The sequence below is a fragment of the Kitasatospora sp. NPDC058965 genome (genome assembly GCF_042741245.1).
Taxonomy (GTDB): domain Bacteria; phylum Actinomycetota; class Actinomycetes; order Streptomycetales; family Streptomycetaceae; genus Kitasatospora.
Genome location: NZ_JBHYKG010000123.1, coordinates 7527 through 23690, shown reverse-complemented (window position 1 = coordinate 23690; position 16164 = coordinate 7527). Strand labels below are relative to the sequence as shown.

The following is a 16164-nucleotide window of genomic DNA, read 5'->3' as shown; positions in this document are numbered from 1 at the left end:
GAGGTCGGGCGGCACCCCTGCGGTGTGCCGGGCTCAGCCCAGCAGGCGGCGCAGCCGCTCGCCCGCCGCGGCCAGCACGGCCTGGGCCTCGGCGAGTTGATCCGGCGTCAGCGGCCCGGCGTCGCGGGCGCTGTCGCGGACCTGGTCGCGGAAGCGGTCCAGCAGCCGGTCGAGCTCGCGGGCCGGCGCGCCGGCCGGGTCGGTGCGGGCCCAGTCGGGCAGGTCGGTGACCGGGGGCTCCCGGTCGGCCCGGGTGACGGTGACCTCCTCGCCCGCCGCCTTCCCGGCCGCCGCCTTCTCGTCCGACCAGCGGGACGGGTCGGCCAGGCCGGCCAGGCCCTTGGTGAGCTCGGCGAAGCCCTCGGCCAGCCCGGTGGGCCAGTCGCCCTTGCTGACGTGGTCGCGGACCTGCTGCTCGACCCGGCGCTTGATCCGCAGCGCCTCCTGCTGGGCGGCCTGACGGACCGCCTGGGACTGCTCGCGGGCCTTGCGGGCCTCCTCCTTGGCCCGCTTGGCCTGCTCCTTGGCGAGCCTCTCCTGCTCCTTGGCCCGCTTCGCCTGGGCCTTGAACTCGGCGAACTCGTCCTTGGTGCGCTGCCAGGCGGCCTCGTTCCACCCGCCGGCGGGGTCGGCGGCCGCCCGCGGGGTGGAGCCGGCGGCGGCCCGCAGCTCCTCGCGCAGGTCCTTGGCCGAGTCGCGGACGTCCTCGCGGATCGCGCCGGCCAGCTGGGAGACCGAGTCGCTGATCTCCACCTCCAGCTCGGCCAGGTCCTGCTGACGGTCCGCCAGCTCGGCGCGGCCGGCCCCGGTGATCCGGTAGACCTTGCGCCCGCCCTCGGTCGAGTGCTCCACCAGGCCCTCCTGCTCCAGCTTGGCCAGGCGGGGGTAGACGGTGCCGGCCGAGGGGGCGTAGAGCCCCTGGAAGCGCTCCTCCAGCAGGCGGATCACCTCGTAGCCGTGCCGCGGGGACTCGTCCAGCAGCTTCAGCAGGTAGAGCCGCAGCCGCCCGTGCCCGAACACACCACTCATGCCTGGTCACCCTTCTCGACCCCGTCGGTCAGTTCGAGGACCGGCGCCGGGGCCTCGTCCTCCGGCTCCGGGCGGCGCAGCACCGAGATGGCACCGGAGACGGTGGCCACCGCGAGCTTGCCGGTGCCCTCGCCCAGCGTGCCGGTGAGCCGCTTGGCGCCCCAGGTGCCACCGACCGTCAGCTCCTCGAAGGCGCTGTGGAACTGGCCGTTGGTGGAGCCGGCGTCGACCCGGGTGTCGGCCGGCTGCGGCAGCCGGACCGCCACGTCGCCGCTGACCGTGTTGACCTTGATGTCGGCCGGGGTGCTGCCGGCCAGGTCCAGGGTGACCGCGCCGCCGACCGAGTTGGCCCGTACCGTGGCGGGGGAGCCGGCCACCACGGTCAGGCCGCCGGAGACCGTCTTCACCACCAGGTCGCCGGCCAGCGACTGGGCGTCGATGTCGCCGGAGACCGAGTTGGCCTCGGTCCGCCCGTCCAGGCCGACCAGGGTGGTGGTGCCGGAGACCTGGTGCACGGTGGTGCCGCCGTGCACGCCGGAGACGGTGGCGTCGGCGGTGACCGCACCGAGCTTCACCCGCGCCTCGGCCGGGACGGTCAGCGAGACCACGGCCCGGCGCTTGCGGCGCAGCGAGCCGACGAAGGCCTTCACCGAGTCCAGCGACTTGAGGTTCTCGCCGAAGGTGTTCCAGTTGAGGTCCGGGTAGCTGACCGTCAGCACCCCGTCGGCCAGGGTGACCTGGAGCGGCTCGCCGTCCAGCTCGGTGACCTCCAGGCGGGCCGGGCCCTCGGCGGCGACCACGTTGACCGCGCCGCCGATGATCCGCACCTGCACGGTGCTGACCGGCTCGTCGAGGGTGATCTTGTCAGCGGAGCCGACCGTCCACTCGCTCATCGTTTGCGTCCTCCCGTTGCGCAGCCGTCGTCGTACCCTGGAGGGGCGACGATCCGGCAATCACGATGTATCGCGTCTTCCGAGATTCACGATATATCGCGTAGTGCGGAAGTCAAGGCCCATCCCGGAGGATCCGTGCCGCACTTCCGCGCGCCGAGAGAACGTGCAGGGCCCGGCAGGCGGTCGCCTGCCGGGCCCTGCACGTGCCGGTGGGTCAGTCCTCGTCCTCGTCGTCCAGCCGGGCCAGCCAGGTGGCCAGCCGCTCGACGGGGATCTCGAACTCGGGGTTGAGGTCGACGAACTCGCGCAGCCGGTCGGCCAGCCACTCGAAGCTGACCTCCTCCTCGCCGCGCCGGTTCGCCAGTTCCTCGATGCCGCGGTCGGTGAAGTACACGCTCTGCTCCGGGAATCAGGGTCGGGCTACCGGCCCAGGATAGACCGGCGGCCGCCCGGCCCGGGCTCAGCCGTCGTTGCGGTAGTAGGTCAGCGAGCAGGTGGCGGAGCCGTCGCCGCTGCCCAGCTTGACCACCTTGAGCACCACGATCGAGCCGGTGGTGCGCGAGCGGACGCAGAACGAGCGGTCGGCGGCCAGGTCGTCGAACTTGATCGGCAGCGCGGCGGGCTCGCGGTCGATGCCGGCCGAGCAGGCCTCCGGGGTCAGCGCGTTCGTGTCCTTGGCGACGTAGGCGTCGGAGCCGCCGCTCACCTGGAACTGGGTGCCGGCGGTGCCGACGTACCAGTCCACCGAGCTGTCCGGGACCACCTTGCCGTTCTTCAGGTCGAACTGGTAGTCCGCGTTCGGCGGGATCGACAGCACCTGGTCGCCGTAGGCCTGGGTGTACTTGGCCGGATGGGGGGTGCCCGCCCCGCCGGTGGCCGGGCCGGCCCCGGCGCTGACCGTGGACCCGGCGCCACCGCTGCTGCTGCCGTCGGCGGTCGGGCCGGCCGACGGGGCGTCAGAGGCGGCGGGGGTGGCGGCGGGCGGCGCCGGCTGGGCGGTTGACTGCGTGGCGGTCGGCCCGTCGGCGCCGGCCCGGTTGCCGGTGGAGCCGGTGCTCCTGGTCAGCAGGACACCGGCCAGGGTGCCGCCGAGCGCCATCACCAGGGCCACCGTCAGCAGCGTCTTCCAGGAGACGCCGGCCCGGCGCCGCGGTGCCGGGCCGGCCGGCCCGGGATCGGCAACCGGCCCGGGGTAGGGGGCCGGGGCGGGCGGCGCCGGCGGGGTCAGTCGCATCGTGGTCTCGGTCGGCGGCGGCGCGGCGGGCGCCCCGGTCGGCGGCAGTACCGGGCCGAAGCCGCTCGGCGCGCCGACCGCAGTGCCCGCGTCGACCGCCCCGACTGCCCCGACCGGCACGGTCGACGGCGGGGCGACCGGACCGGCGGGCGGGGCGGCGGGCGGCGCCGGCGGCACGGCCGGGGCCGCGCCCGGCACCGGCGGACCGGCCGTCGGGGGGTTGCTCGGCCGGTCCGGCGCCGGCTTGGCCGGGGTGCGCGGCAGGTCGGCGCGGCGGGTGATGTCGGTGTTCACCTGGGCCGGCAGCCAGTCGTCGGTGAACCGCAGCTGCCCGCCCACCTCGGGGTGGGCGCGGGCCACCTCGATGACCTCGGCCGGGGTCGGCCGGTCCTCGGGGCGCTTGGCCAGGCAGCGCAGGGCCAGCTCCCGCAGGTCCGCCGGTACGTTGCCGAGCGACGGCGGCTCGTGCACCACCCGGTAGAGCACCGCGGAGTCGGTGCCCTCGCCGAACGGCAGCACGCCGCCCGCCACGTGGGCCAGCAGCGCGCCGAGCGCGAACACGTCGGTGGCGGGAGTGACCACGCCGTCCTGGGCCTGCTCGGGGGCCATGAAGGCGGGCGAGCCGATCCGGTAGCCGGTCCCGGTCAGCGCGGTGGCGTCGGCGGCGCGGGCGATGCCGAAGTCGATCACCCGGGGGCCGTCCGCGGCGACCAGCACGTTGGCCGGCTTGAGGTCGCGGTGCACCACGTTGACGCTGTGGATCGCCTGCAGCGCCTCGGCGATGCCGCCGACCAGCAGCAGCACGGTGCGCACCGGCAGCGCGCCGTGGTCGCGCACCACCTGGGCCAGCGAGGGGCCCGGCACGTACGCGGTGACCAGCCAGGGCGCGTCCGCGGTGGTGCCGGAGTCGATCACCTGGGCGGTGTAGAGGCCGTGGATCCGCTGGGCGTTGGCCACCTCCTGGGCGAACCGGCGGCGGAACTCCTGGTCCTCGGCCAGCTCGGGCCGGACCACCTTGAGCGCCACCGGCCGCCCGCCCGGGGTGTACGACAGGTAGACCCGCCCCATCCCGCCGGAGCCGAGCCGGGCGAAGAGGCGGTAACCGGCCACCGTGGCCGGATCATCCGGTTGCAGCGGCTGGAAGACCGGCAGTGGTGGCATGGCGGAGCGCGACGCGTCGGCAGGCATGGCGCAGAGACTAGCGCCGCGGCCGACCCGTCAGTGCGGCGTATTCCACAACGTTATTGACGCGAGGTCAGATCCGACCGTCCGTCACCCGATCGCGTAAGAGGTCAGCGTGGCGGTGGCGGCGCCGGTGTCCCGGGTCAGCTTGACCACCTTCAGCACCACCAGGGTGCCGGCCGCCTTCGAACGCAGGCAGAACGAGCGGCCGGGCGGCAGGTCCTCGAACTTCAGGTTCGCCACCGGCGCCTGGTCCAGGCCGGTGGCGCACTGCTCGGGGGTCAGCGCACCGCCGTCCTTGGCGATGTAGGCGTCGGTGCCGTCGCTCATCAGGAACTCCGGCCCGTAGGTGGCCAGGTGCCAGTCCAGCACGCCGCCCGCCTCGACCCGGCCGTTCTTCAGGTCGAACTGCTGGTCCGCGTCCGGGGCGATGGCCAGCGTCCGGTCCTTGTAGCCCACGGTGTACTTCATCGGCGGAGCGCTCGGCGGGGGTGCGGCGCTGCCGGCGCCCGCGGTCGGGCTCGCGGCGGACGCAGCGGTGCTCGCCGCCGCGGTGGACGGCGGCGCCGTGCTCGCCCGGTCCGCGCCGACGGCGGGCGCCGGGTCGCTGCGCAGCAGCAGCGCGGTCACCCCGCCGCCCGCGCCCAGCATCAGCACCGCCACCGCGACCAGCGCCTTCCAGGAGACGCCCGGCCGGCGCGGCGGTCGCAGCGCCGTCGGCCCCTCGACCGGCACCGCCTCGGCCGATCCCGGGGTTCCGACGGCGGCCCCCGCCCGCAGCAGCACCGTCGGGTCCGTGCGCGGCGCCGCCGGCAGCTCGGTCCGCCGGGCGATCTCGCCGGTCACCCCGGCCGGCAGCCAGTCCTCGGTGAACCGCAGCTGCCCGCCCACCTCGGGGTGGGCGCGGGCCGCCTCGATGACCTCGGCGGTGGTCGGCCGGTCGGCGGGGTCCTTGGCCAGGCAGCGCAGCAGCAGCGGGTGCAGGTCGGCGGGGACCGCCGCCAGCTCCGGCTGCTCGTGCACCACCCGGTAGAGCACCGCGGTCTCCGGCCCCTCGCCGAACGGCGGCACCCCGCCGACCACGTAGGCGATCAGCGCGCCCAGTGCGAAGACGTCGGAGGCCGGGGTGACGGGGTGGCCCTGGGCCTGCTCCGGGGCCATGAAGGCGGGCGAGCCGATCCGCAGCCCGGTGCTGGTCAGCGCGGTGGCGTCGGCGGCGCGGGCGATGCCGAAGTCGATCACCCGGGGGCCGTCGGCGGCCAGCAGCACGTTGGCCGGCTTGAGGTCGCGGTGCACCACGCCGACCCGGTGGATCACCTGCAGCGCCTCGGCGATGCCGCCCATCAGCAGCAGCGCGGTGCGCACCGGCAGCGCGCCGTGGTCGCGCACGGCCTGGGCCAGCGAGGGGCCCGGCACGTAGGCGGTGACCAGCCACGGGGCCTCGGCGGTGGTGCCGGCGTCGATCACCTGGGCGGTGTAGAGCCCGTGGATCCGCTGGGCGTTGGCCACCTCCTGGGCGAACCGGCGGCGGAACTCGGGATCCTCCGCGAGCTCGGGCCGGACCACCTTGAGCGCCACCGGCCGCCCGCCCGGGGTGTACGACAGGTAGACCCGCCCCATGCCGCCCGCGCCCAGTCTGGCGTGCAACCGGTAGCCGGCCACCTCGGCCGGATCGTCGGGGTGCAGCGGGGAGAAGACGTGCAGGTCGGAGCGAGGGTCGTGGGCAGGCATGCCGGAGAGACTAGCGCGGGGCCCGGCCATGGTGCTGGCCGGGCCCCGCATGATCACTGACGGGCCGTCACGGTCGACGGCCGGGGTCGGATCAGATGCTGAACACCTCGTCGATCACGGCCTGCTGCTCGGCCGCGTGCCGCTTGGCCGAGCCGACCGCCGGCGCCGAGGCGGCCGGACGGGCCACCCGGCGCAGCCGGCCACCGCTGGCCTTGCGACCGATCACCACGTCCAGGTGGTCGACCAGGTTCAGCGCGATGAACGGCCAGGCACCCTGGTTGGCCGACTCCTCCTGGGCCCAGACGAACTGCACGTCCTCGCCGTAGCGGGCGAGCTCCTCCTGGAGCTCGGCCACCGGCAGCGGGTACAGGCGCTCCAGGCGGACCAGGGCGGTGTCGGTGATGCCGCGCTCGGCGCGGGCCGCCTCCAGGTCGTAGTAGAACTTGCCGGTGGTGATGACCACCTTGCGGACCTGCTTCGGGTCCACCGTGGCGTCGCCGATCACCGGGCGGAACGAGCCGGCGGTGAACTCCTCCACCGAACTGGCCGCGGCCTTCAGGCGCAGCATCGACTTCGGGGTGAAGACGACCAGCGGCTTGTGGTGCGGGTTGTGCACCTGCCAGCGCAGCAGGTGGAAGTAGTTCGACGGCAGCGTCGGCATCGCGACGGTCATGTTGTTGTCGGCGCACAGCTGCAGGAAGCGCTCCGGGCGGGCGGACGAGTGGTCCGGGCCCTGGCCCTCCATGCCGTGCGGCAGCAGCAGCGTGACGCCGGAGTGCTGGCCCCACTTCTGCTCGGCGGACGAGATGTACTCGTCGACCACCGACTGGGCGCCGTTGACGAAGTCGCCGAACTGCGCCTCCCACATGACCAGCGAGTTCGGGCGGGTCAGCGAGTAGCCGTACTCGAAGCCCATCGCCGCGTACTCCGACAGCAGGCTGTCGTAGACGGTGAACCGGGCCTGGTCCTCGGTCAGGTAGAGCAGCGGGGTGTAGTCCTCGCCGGTCTTGCGGTCGATCAGCACCGCGTGGCGCTGGCCGAAGGTGCCGCGGCGGCTGTCCTGGCCGGCCAGGCGGACCGGGTGGCCCTCCATCAGCAGCGAGCCGATGGCCAGGCACTCGCCGGTCGCCCAGTCGATCGTGCCGTCCTCGATCGAGGCGGCGCGGCGCTGCAGCTGCGGCAGCAGGCGCGGGTGCACGGTCAGCCAGTCCGGCAGGTTGACCTGCGAGGCGGCGATCCGCTTGACCATCTCCTGGGAGATGCCGGTCTGGATGTTGACCGGGAAGTCGGCCACCGGCCGGCCGGCCGGGGTGGTGGTCTGCGCCTGGGAGGCGTCGCGCACCTCGGCGAAGACCTTCTCCAGCTGGCCCTGGAAGTCCTGGAGCGCCTGCTCCGCCTCTTCCATGGTGATGTCGCCGCGACCGATCAGGCCCTCGGTGTAGAGCTTGCGCACCGAGCGCTTCTTGTCGATCAGGTCGTACATCAGCGGCTGGGTGAACGACGGGTTGTCGGCCTCGTTGTGACCGCGGCGGCGGTAGCAGATGAGGTCGATGACCACGTCCTTGTGGAAGGCCTGGCGGAACTCGAAGGCCAGCCGCGCGACGCGGACCACGGCCTCCGGGTCGTCGCCGTTCACGTGGAAGATCGGGGCCTCGATCATGCGGGCCACGTCGGTGCAGTACATCGAGGAGCGCGAGGAGGCCGGGGCGGCGGTGAAGCCGACCTGGTTGTTCACCACGATGTGCACGGTGCCGCCGGTGCGGTAGCCGCGCAGCTGCGACATGTTGAGGGTCTCCGCGACCACGCCCTGGCCGGCGAAGGCCGCGTCGCCGTGGATCTGGACCGGCAGCACCGGGAAGGTGGTGCCGCCCTGGTCCAGGATGTCCTGCTTGGCCCGGGCGATGCCCTCGACCACCGGGTCCACCGTCTCCAGGTGGGACGGGTTGGCGGCCAGCGAGACCTTGATCTGCTCGCCGTCCAGGCCGGTGAAGATGCCGTCGGCACCCAGGTGGTACTTCACGTCGCCGGAGCCGTGCATCGACTTCGGGTCGAGGTTGCCCTCGAACTCGCCGAAGATCTTGCCGTACGGCTTGCCGACGATGTTGGACAGCACGTTCAGCCGGCCGCGGTGGGCCATGCCGATGACGACCTCGTCCAGCCGGTGCTCGGCGGCCGAGTCGATGGTGGCGTCCAGCAGCGGGATGAGCGACTCGCCGCCCTCCAGCGAGAAGCGCTTCTGACCGACGTACTTGGTCTGCAGGAAGGTCTCGAAGGCCTCCGCCGAGTTGAGCCGGCGCAGGATCCGCAGCTGCTCCTCGCGCTCCGGCTTCGCGTACGGCTTCTCCAGGCGCTCCTGCAGCCACTTGCGCTGCTTGGGGTCCTGGATGTGCATGTACTCGATGCCGACGGTGCGGCAGTAGGTGTTGCGCAGCAGGCCGAGGATGTCGCGCAGCTTCATCATCTTCTGGCCGCCGAAGCCGCCGACCGCGAACTCGCGCTCCAGGTCCCACAGGGTGAGGCCGTGCTGGACCACGTCCAGGTCGGGGTGCTTGCGCTGCTTGTACTCCAGCGGGTCGGTGTCGGCCATCAGGTGGCCGCGGACCCGGTAGGCGTGGATCAGCTCGATGACGCGGGCGGTCTTGTTGACCTCGTCGTCGTGCGTGGCGGCCACGTCGGTGGCCCAGCGGACCGGCTCGTACGGGATCCGCAGCGACTCGAAGACCTCGTCGTAGAAGCCGTGCTCGCCCAGCAGCAGCTGGTGGATCGCGCGCAGGAACTCGCCGGAGGCGGCGCCCTGGATGACCCGGTGGTCGTACGTGGAGGTCAGCGTCATGATCTTGGAGACGCCGAGCCGGGACAGGGTCTCCTGCGAGGTGCCCTGGAACTCGGCCGGGTACTCCATCGCGCCGACGCCCAGGATGGTGCCCTGACCCTGCATCAGGCGCGGCACCGAGTGGACGGTGCCGATGCCGCCCGGGTTGGTCAGCGAGACCGTGACCCCGGTGAAGTCCTCCATGGTCAGCTTGTTGGCGCGGGCCCGGCGGACGATGTCCTCGTAGGCCTGCCAGAAGCCGAAGAAGTCGAGGGTCTCGGCCTTCTTGATGGCCGCGACCACCAGCTGGCGGTCCCCGTTCGGCTTCACCAGGTCGATCGCCAGGCCCAGGTTCACGTGGTCCGGCTTGACCAGGAAGGCCTTGCCGTCCTTCTCCTGGTAGCTGTGGTTCATGCCCGGGTTGGCCTTGATCGCCTGCACCATGGCGTAGCCGATGAGGTGCGTGAAGGAGACCTTGCCGCCGCGGGCGCGCTGCAGGTGGTTGTTGATGACGATGCGGTTGTCGATCAGCAACTTGGCCGGGACGGCGCGCACCGAGGTCGCGGTCGGCACCTCCAGCGAGGCGTCCATGTTGGTCGCCACGGCCTTGGCCGGGCCGCGCAGCTGGACCAGCTCGGGTCCGTTCGCCTCCACCGGGGCCGGGGCCGGCACGTTGGCCTTGGGGGCCGGGGGCGCGGCCGGGGCGGCTGCCAGCGGCGCGGCCGGGGCGGCCGCGACCACCGCGGGGGCGGGGGCAGTCGCCGCGGGGACGGCGGCAGGAGCAGGGGCGGCGACGGGGGTCGGCGTGGGGCCGGCCGGGGTCACGGCCTGGGTCACTGAGGTCACCTCGGTACCGGGCTTGTAGTCGGCGAAAAAGTCCCACCAGGCTCGGTCGACCGAGTTGGGATCCTGGAGGTACTGCTGGTAGATCTCGTCGACGAGCCACTCATTGGGGCCGAAGCCAGTGGTACTTGCCGAGCTGGGGGTTTCAGGGTGTGGCGACACGGCGGCAACCGCCCTCTTCCGCTTCCTTCTGGGATGTTTGGACAGCGGGGATTAAGGCTACGCCCCTGACCAGTCATCGCGCAGTCCCCGGGGGGTCGGCGTCGCCCAGATCACAGTGCCCGGCGGAACTTTGGCCGAAAAATCGCGTTAGAAAGCCGCTTGCGGGGGGAAATGAGCGACTTCGCCACCCGTACGAAGCCGCCGAAAAGCGGACAAAGGGCACCAGGATTGACCGGATGCGATCGATCAGTGCCTGTCGATCACCAGCTTGTCCCAATTCTGTGACAAAGCTGGCCGTGGTGGACAGTGCGGACCGGCCGGGCCCCCGCGGGCCCGCTGCGTCGCAGGTCGGCGGGGGTGCGGCTCAGCGGCGCTGGGCCGGGACGGACTGCTGGACGCCGGGCAGCGCCACCTGGATCAGGCAGCCGCCGGACCGGTCGGCCACCTCGATCCGCCCGCCGTGCAGGTCCACCGCCCAGCGCGCGATGGCCAGGCCCAGCCCGGTGCCGCCGTCGCTGCCCGGTCCCTGGGCGGTGGCGGTACCGGTGCGGCTGAACCGGTCGAAGACCCGGACGCGGTCCTCGGCGGGGATGCCGGGCCCCTGGTCCTCGACCTCCAGCAGCAGGCCCAGCGGCGCCTGGCCCGCCCGGGCCCGCACGGTGACCAGCCCGGCCGGCGGGGAGTGCTTGCACGCGTTGTCCACCAGGTTGGCCACCACCTGGTGCAGCCGCTCGGGGTCGGCCATCGCGGTCAGCTCCTCGGGCTGCACGTCCAGCCGCAGCCGCACGTCGTCCCGCCGGCTCCAGGCGCCGCCGGCGGTGGCGCCGTCCACGGTCAGTCCGCGCAGCACGCCGGCCAGGAACGCGCCGACCTCGAACTCGCGGGCGTCCAGCGGCACCACGCCGTCGTCCAGCTTGGACAGGTCGAGCAGGTGGGCGACCAGCCGGCCCAGCCGCTCGGTCTGCTCCAGGGCGGCGCCCAGGGTGGCGGGCTCCGCCGTGACCACGCCGTCCACGATGTTCTCCAGCACCGCCTGCAGCGCCGCGATCGGGGTGCGCAGCTCGTGCGAGACGTTGGCCACCAGCTCCCGGCGGTGCCGGTCGGCGGCCTCCAGGTCGGCGGCCATCGTGTTGAAGGTGGCCGCCAGTTCGCCGATCTCGTCGCGGGAGCGGGTGGTCACCCGGCGGCTGTAGTCGCCGCCGGCCATCGCCCGGGCCGCTGCGGTGATCTCGCGCAGCGGGGCGGTGAAGGTGTGGGCCAGGATCTGCATGAAGAGCAGGGAGGCGATCATCGAGAAGACCGTGATCACCCGGACCTGGGTGCCGGACCTGATCGCGATCAGCACCAGGCCGGTGGCGATCACCACCGCGATGACCACCAGCATGCTGAGCTTGCCCTTGATCGACCGCAGCGGGTCGAGCGGGCGCACCGCCCGCCACAGCCGCGTGGCGAACCTTCCGGGCGGCCGTCTGCCGGCCGTCGGGTCGATCTCGGTCTCGCTGTTCATTCGGTGCTCGGTCCCCGTTGTTCCTGTGCGCCGTGCTGTGCCCGTGCGTCTCCCGCGGCCCGTCAGCCGACCGGGGCCTCCAGCGCGTAACCCACGCCGTGCACGGTGCGGATCCAGGTGGCACCGATCTTGCGGCGCAGCGCCTTCACGTGGCTGTCCACGGTGCGGGTGCCGGACGCGTCGGTCCAGTCCCAGACCTCGGCCAGCAGCTGCTCGCGGGTGAGCACCGCGCGGGGCTGGGCGGCCAGGCAGGCCAGCAGGTCGAACTCGGTGGGCGTCAGGTGGACGTCGCCGGAGGCGAGCCGGACCCGGCGCTGCACGTGGTCGATCTCCAGCTCGCCGAAGCGCAGCGAGCCGAGCGCCGGGGTGCGGGCGGCCTGCTGGGCGCGTTCCACCCGGCGCAGCAGCACGTTGACCCGGGCGGCGAGTTCGCGCATCGAGAACGGCTTGGTCATGTAGTCGTCGGCGCCCACGCCGAGGCCGACCAGCAGGTCGGTCTCGTCGTCGCGGGCGGTCAGCATCAGCACCGGCACCGGGCGCTGCGCCTGGATCCGGCGGCAGACCTCCAGCCCGTCGAAGCCCGGCAGCATGATGTCGAGCACCACGAGGTCGGGCTGCCAGGTGTGGAAGCCGTCCACCGCGCCCGGGCCGTCGTGCGCCACGGCGACCTTGAAGCCCTCCGCGCCCAACCGGGCCGCGATGGACTCGGCGATGGTGGGTTCGTCCTCCACCACCAGTACGCGTCGCTGGGCAATCACACCGCTCGCGCCGGTGTCCTGCTGAATCTCTGTCACGGTCACGCCACCGCCCCCAGGGCCTGCGGGCCGTCACCTGTGGGAGTGCCGGGCACCGCTCGTAGTCTTGTTCCGTCGTCTGTCACCGTGCCGGTCTGATGTCCCGGGATGGCACACACCCCGCAGCGTACGTACCTCGGGTGGACCCCGACAGGCGGTCCACAGAAATCCTGCCGCAGGCGGATGCGCGCGCCCCGGGGACCGGCACGGGCCGTTACCTTACCCGTCCACGTCGCCTCACCGTAACGGTGTGTATGCACGAAACCGACTGAGTACGGCGGCGCCGCCCGTCCCCGGCAAAGGTCTGGACCAAGTCCTGAACTGCCGTAACGCGCACCACAGCTGGATCCTCAGACAGCTCTCAGCCGGAGCCCGTACCGTGGACGAAACCGGCGGCCGATGGCACCGTGTGCACGCGGAGCGAGCGTGTCATGCTCACCTGGACGCCGACGGGCCCCGATCGGTTCCATCCGCATCGGCCCGGGCCGGGCAGGACGGCGAGAGACGGAGGCGACATGGCCGAGGCAATGCCCACTGGCACCCGTGGTGTCCCCGTGGCCCGCTACGCCGGCCTGCGCCTGGGGCTGCGCAGCGGACCGCTGCTCTGGCTGCTGCGCCAGGTGCCCACCCCGCGCCGCAACCCGTTCGCGCTGGCCTACCTGCTGGTGCTGGCCGGCACCACCGCGCTGACCCGGTTCGGCGACCCGCAGCTGGTCCACCAGCTGCAGACGATGTCCAGCACCGACGGCCACCACCTGGTCAGCACCCCGCTGCGCTCGCTGCTGATGAGCGGCCTGTGGGTGGTCGGGCCGGTGTGGATGCCGTACTTCTGGGCGATGGCGCTCACCGTGGCACCCCTGGAGCGCAGGGTGGGCCCGCTGCGCGCGGCCGGCGTCTTCGCGGCCGGGCACGTGGTCGGCACCCTGGTCTCGCAGGGCCTGGTCGCGGTCGCGGTGGCGATGGGGAAGGTCGGCCCGAGCATCCTGGACGAGCTGGACATCGGGATCAGCTACGGGGTGCTGGCCTGCCTGGGCGCGCTGGCCGGGCTGCTGAGCCGGCGCGGCCGGGTGCTGGCGCTGACCGCCGCGGTGCTGCTGGTGCTGCACCAGGTGACCGACGACGCCGACCTGGTGACCGCGATCGGGCACCCGACCGCGCTGCTGGCCGGGATCGCGCTGTGGCGGCCGCTGCGCCGGCGCCCGCCGGGTCCGCGCGGGCCGTTCGGTCCGCTGCGCGCGCTCCGGTCCGTCCTGGCGGTGCGCCCGCGCGCCCGGGTCGAGCCGCAGCCGGCGCCGGCCCGGGTCTGACGCTCCGCCGGGTCCGCCGCGGCCCGCTTCCCGACCGTCATCCTTGATCGCTCAGAGCGAACAAAGTCCGGGGAACATCCGGGACTCGCCAAGCCTTAGTCATGTCGACTCAAGTTCACTGACTGGGGAGAGATCATGGCATCGACGTCCGCTTCGCTCACCCTGCCCGTGCTGCCGCTCGACGACGAGGTGGTGCTGCCGGGCATGGTGGTGCCGCTGGACCTCAAGGACACCGAGGTGCGCGCCGCCGTGGAGGCGGCCCGGTCGGCCGCGCGCACGTCGGTGGACGGCGGCAAGCCGCAGGTGCTGCTGGTGCCGCGGCTGGACGGCTCGTACGCGGCGGTGGGCACCCTGGCCACCGTCGAGCAGGTCGGCCGGCTGGCCGACGGGGAGCCCGCCGCGCTGCTGCGCGCGGTCCGCCGGGTGCGGATCGGCGCCGGCACCACCGGCCCGGGCGCCGCGCTCTGGGTGGAGACCACGCCGTTCAAGGAGTCCGCGGTGGCCGTCCCGGTCACCGGCCGGGCCGCCGAGCTGGTCAAGGAGTACAAGGCGGTCGCCACCGAGTGGCTGCGCAAGCGCGGGGCCTGGCAGATCGTCGACCGGCTGGCGGCCATCGAGGGCGTCGGCGAGCTGGCCGACAACATCGGCTACGCCCCCTTCGTCTCCGCCGAGCAGAAGCTCAAGGCGCTGCTGGAGGCCGACCAGGTGGCCCGGCTGGAGTACGCCCTGCAGCTGATGAAGGACCACCTCGCCGAGGAGGAGGTCAACGACACCATCCGCAAGGACGTCGAGGAGGGCGTCGCCAAGCAGCAGAAGGAGTTCCTGCTCCGCCGCCAGCTGGAGGCGGTGCGCAAGGAGCTGGCCGAGCTGAACGGCGAGTCCGCCTCCGAGGAGGACGACTACCGGGCCCGGGTGGAGGCGGCCGACCTGCCGGAGAAGGTGCGCGAGGCGGCCCTCAAGGAGGTCGAGAAGCTGGAGCGCAGCTCCGACCAGTCGCCCGAGGGCTCGTGGATCCGCACCTGGCTGGACACGGTGCTGGAGCTGCCCTGGAACAAGCACAGTGAGGACGCCTACGACATCGCCGGCGCCCGCGCCGTGCTGGACGCCGACCACGCCGGCCTGGCCGACGTGAAGGACCGGATCGTGGAGTACCTGGCGGTCCGCAAGCGCCGGGCCGACCAGGGGCTGACCCTGATCGGCGGGCGGCGCGGCGGTGCGGTGCTGGCGCTGGTCGGCCCGCCCGGCGTCGGCAAGACCTCGCTGGGCGAGTCGGTGGCCCGCGCGATGGGCCGCGACTTCGTCCGGGTGGCGCTCGGCGGCGTCCGGGACGAGGCGGAGATCCGCGGCCACCGGCGCACCTACGTCGGCGCGCTGCCCGGCCGGATCGTCCGGGCGATCAAGGAGGCCGGGTCGATGAACCCGGTGGTCCTGCTGGACGAGATCGACAAGGTCGGCTCGGACTACCGCGGCGACCCGGCGGCGGCGCTGCTGGAGGTGCTGGACCCGGCGCAGAACCACACCTTCCGGGACCACTACCTGGAGGTCGAGCTCGACCTGTCCGACGTGGTCTTCCTGGCCACCGCCAACGTGCTGGAGGCGATCCCGGAGCCGCTGCTGGACCGGATGGAGCTGGTCCGGCTGGACGGCTACACCGAGGACGAGAAGGTCGTGATCGCCCGCGACCACCTGCTGCCCCGTCAGCTGGAGCGGGCCGGCCTGTCGGCCGAGACGGTCGCGGTGACCGAGGCGGCGCTGCGCAAGCTGGCCGGCGAGTACACCCGCGAGGCCGGCGTGCGGACCCTGGAGCGGTCGGTGGCCCGGATCCTGCGCAAGGTCGCGGCGCAGAGCGAGCTGGGCGAGCGCGAGCTGCCCACCACGATCGACACCGGTGACCTGCGCGGCCTGATCGGCCGGCCGCACCACACCCCGGAGGCGGCCCAGGCACCGGCCGAGCGCCGCACCGCGGTGCCCGGCGTGGCCACCGGGCTGGCGGTCACCGGCGCGGGCGGGGACGTGCTCTTCATCGAGGCCTCGCTGGCCGATGCCGAGACCGGCTCCACCGGGCTGACCCTGACCGGTCAGCTGGGCGACGTGATGAAGGAGTCCGCGCACATCGCGCTCTCCTTCCTGCGCTCGCGCGGGGCGGAGCTGGAGCTGCCGGTGACCGGCCTGCGGGAGCGGGGCATCCACCTGCACGTGCCGGCGGGCGCGGTCCCCAAGGACGGACCGAGCGCGGGCATCACCATGACCACGGCGCTGGCCTCGCTGCTCTCGGGCCGCAAGGTGCGCACCGACGTGGCGATGACCGGTGAGGTCTCGCTCACCGGCCGGGTGCTGCCGATCGGCGGCGTGAAGCAGAAGCTGCTCGCGGCCGACCGGGCCGGCATCACCACGGTGATCATCCCCAAGCGGAACGAGCCCGACCTGGACGACGTCCCGGCCGAGGTGCTGGAGCGGCTGACCGTCCACCCGGTGGCCGACGTGCGCGAGGTGCTGGCGCTGGCGCTGGAGCCGGCCGAGGTGCTGGTGGCGAGCGCGGCGGCGTAACCGCGGGGCGCGCGGCGCGGTCGGGGGGGGGCCCCGCGGGGACCGCGGCGTCCGCCCCCCGGCGGCCGCCCCCCAAACCCCCCCCCACGGGAGCGCCCGCGGGCGGGCGGGGGGCGGGGCGGG

10 protein-coding genes are annotated in these 16164 nt (G+C 73.4%); 2 read left to right on the top strand and 8 right to left on the bottom strand.

All coding sequences use genetic code 11. The annotated features are described in order from the left end of the window. Window positions 1–33: 33 nt before the first annotated feature. The 8 genes from ACFW1A_RS20860 to ACFW1A_RS20825 all read right to left on the bottom strand — a co-directional run bounded on the left by ACFW1A_RS20860 (window position 34) and on the right by ACFW1A_RS20825 (window position 12187). Window positions 34–1029 (bottom strand): helix-turn-helix transcriptional regulator, encoded by a 996-nt coding sequence (locus tag ACFW1A_RS20860; protein ID WP_380410608.1) that lies wholly within the window; start codon window positions 1027–1029, stop codon window positions 34–36. Beyond that, entirely contained in the window at window positions 1026–1922 is an 897-nt protein-coding gene (locus tag ACFW1A_RS20855) for a DUF4097 domain-containing protein (RefSeq protein WP_380410607.1), read from the bottom strand. The genes ACFW1A_RS20860 and ACFW1A_RS20855 overlap by 4 nt, the downstream gene beginning before the upstream one ends. Before the next feature lie 214 nt (window positions 1923–2136). Further along, the gene (locus ACFW1A_RS20850; RefSeq protein ID WP_380410606.1) at window positions 2137–2316 is read right to left on the bottom strand and encodes a DUF6104 family protein; all 180 of its coding nucleotides are present in this window, start codon (window positions 2314–2316) and stop codon (window positions 2137–2139) included. 66 nt (window positions 2317–2382) lie between these two features. After that, window positions 2383–4344 carry a serine/threonine-protein kinase gene (locus ACFW1A_RS20845; protein WP_380410605.1) on the bottom strand — a complete coding sequence of 654 codons (1962 nt, stop codon included), beginning with the start codon at window positions 4342–4344 and terminating at the stop codon, window positions 2383–2385. An 84-nt stretch (window positions 4345–4428) separates the two neighbouring features. Next, entirely contained in the window at window positions 4429–6069 is a 1641-nt protein-coding gene (locus ACFW1A_RS20840; RefSeq protein ID WP_380410604.1) for a serine/threonine-protein kinase, read from the bottom strand. 91 nt (window positions 6070–6160) lie between these two features. Continuing rightward, the gene (locus ACFW1A_RS20835) at window positions 6161–9886 is read right to left on the bottom strand and encodes a multifunctional oxoglutarate decarboxylase/oxoglutarate dehydrogenase thiamine pyrophosphate-binding subunit/dihydrolipoyllysine-residue succinyltransferase subunit (RefSeq protein WP_380410603.1); all 3726 of its coding nucleotides are present in this window, start codon (window positions 9884–9886) and stop codon (window positions 6161–6163) included. Window positions 9887–10250: 364 nt separating this feature from the next. Continuing rightward, a complete protein-coding gene (locus tag ACFW1A_RS20830) occupies window positions 10251–11393 on the bottom strand; it encodes a sensor histidine kinase (RefSeq protein WP_380410602.1) in 1143 nt (380 codons plus the stop codon). 62 nt (window positions 11394–11455) lie between these two features. Continuing rightward, window positions 11456–12187, bottom strand: a complete 732-nt coding sequence (locus tag ACFW1A_RS20825; RefSeq protein ID WP_380410601.1) for a response regulator transcription factor — start codon at window positions 12185–12187, stop codon at window positions 11456–11458. Window positions 12188–12702: 515 nt separating this feature from the next. Here ACFW1A_RS20825 and ACFW1A_RS20820 point away from each other — a divergent pair. Both ACFW1A_RS20820 and lon read left to right on the top strand, forming a co-directional pair. Next, window positions 12703–13494: a rhomboid-like protein gene (locus ACFW1A_RS20820; RefSeq protein ID WP_380410600.1), complete on the top strand. Its 792-nt coding sequence runs from the start codon at window positions 12703–12705 to the stop codon at window positions 13492–13494. A gap of 135 nt (window positions 13495–13629) precedes the next feature. After that, window positions 13630–16041: an endopeptidase La gene (lon, locus tag ACFW1A_RS20815; protein WP_380410599.1), complete on the top strand. Its 2412-nt coding sequence runs from the start codon at window positions 13630–13632 to the stop codon at window positions 16039–16041. Window positions 16042–16164 lie beyond the last annotated feature (123 nt).

Bases quoted from the DNA above. Each gene is read 5' to 3' on its own strand.
- ACFW1A_RS20860 (WP_380410608.1), bottom strand. From the start codon at position 1,029: ATGAGTGGTGTGTTCGGGCACGGGCGGCTGCGGCTCTACCTGCTGAAG.
- ACFW1A_RS20855 (WP_380410607.1), bottom strand. From the start codon at position 1,922: ATGAGCGAGTGGACGGTCGGCTCCGCTGACAAGATCACCCTCGACGAG.
- ACFW1A_RS20845 (WP_380410605.1), bottom strand. From the start codon at position 4,344: ATGCCTGCCGACGCGTCGCGCTCCGCCATGCCACCACTGCCGGTCTTC.
- ACFW1A_RS20840 (WP_380410604.1), bottom strand. From the start codon at position 6,069: ATGCCTGCCCACGACCCTCGCTCCGACCTGCACGTCTTCTCCCCGCTG.
- ACFW1A_RS20830 (WP_380410602.1), bottom strand. From the start codon at position 11,393: ATGAACAGCGAGACCGAGATCGACCCGACGGCCGGCAGACGGCCGCCC.
- ACFW1A_RS20820 (WP_380410600.1), top strand. From the start codon at position 12,703: ATGGCCGAGGCAATGCCCACTGGCACCCGTGGTGTCCCCGTGGCCCGC.
- lon (WP_380410599.1), top strand. From the start codon at position 13,630: ATGGCATCGACGTCCGCTTCGCTCACCCTGCCCGTGCTGCCGCTCGAC.